The 935-nt window shown below is 64.5% G+C and carries 1 pseudogene; it reads left to right on the top strand.

Annotation, left to right across the window (positions count from 1 at the left end):
* Positions 1 to 620 precede the first annotated feature (620 nt).
* Positions 621 to 935, top strand: a pseudogene (locus QHC67_RS18725) (hypothetical protein); the annotation flags it as partial.

Genomic DNA, 935 nt, shown 5'->3' with positions numbered 1-935 from the left:
ATCGCCATGGATTTCATGCTGCCGGAGCAGCTGCGCATAGACGCCGAGCTTGGCGGCCAGGCCGGGTGGCTCGGTCCCGTGCAGCAGCGTCGCATAGCGCGACAATCGCTCCTCATAGTTCGCCTGGATCAGGGCCTTCACGCGCACTCCGCAGGTTCGTCAAAGACGCTGCTTGCCAGATTTGCCCGCCGCCTGCGACCTGCCGTCGTCGCGCTGTCATCAACCGCCAATGGTTCGACGCATCCCACCCTGCGGGCGGGACCGGCGCTCTACTCGCTGTCGCTCCCGGAGCCCCGTCTCCGCCGGGTCTCCGCCCTTACGGGTGACGATCACCCTGCGGGGAGCGTGAGGAGAGGTGGTGACCAAAAAATCTCTCTCTCTGAATTCCTAGTTGTGACGTGCGGGGATCCGAGCCCGTCAAGGATGAGCGGTTCCCCCAATTTTCACGCACCCTGCGCTGCGCTCCGGGCCCGAGAAAATCGGCTCCCCCGCTCCCCGCTTCGCGGCGTTAACCGGGATCCGACTGGCGCCGGCTTCCCGGTTAACGTCCCTGACCGGCACGACCGCCGCACGTCGAATGAGAAGCCTCATCGAATGGATGAGATTCCAAGGAGGCTATCATGCAGACCAGTTTCACCAACTTCGCCGACCTCGCCAGCCACATTGCCGCCGCGCGCGAAAACGAGGACCTGACCCAGACCTACGAAGGCGCTTTCATCGAGCATAGCGAGATGGCCAAGCTCAGCATCGTCGAGGCGCCGGAAGCGCTGGACATGCCCGACCCCGAGCAAGTCCGGGCCGCCGTCGAGATGATGATGCAGACGATGTTCGATGTGCTGCGCGACACGCGCATGGAGGCCTTCGCGACCGATCTCGCCTGGGGTTTCGCGAACAGCTTCCACGTCGTGGCGAAGCGGATCGAGGGCCGGGAGGAC

It is taken from the genome of Sphingobium sp. (genome assembly GCF_033795625.1).
Classification (GTDB): domain Bacteria; phylum Pseudomonadota; class Alphaproteobacteria; order Sphingomonadales; family Sphingomonadaceae; genus Sphingobium.
Note: the sequence above shows the minus strand (reverse complement) of the source record. Positions and strands in the feature narration are given on the sequence as shown.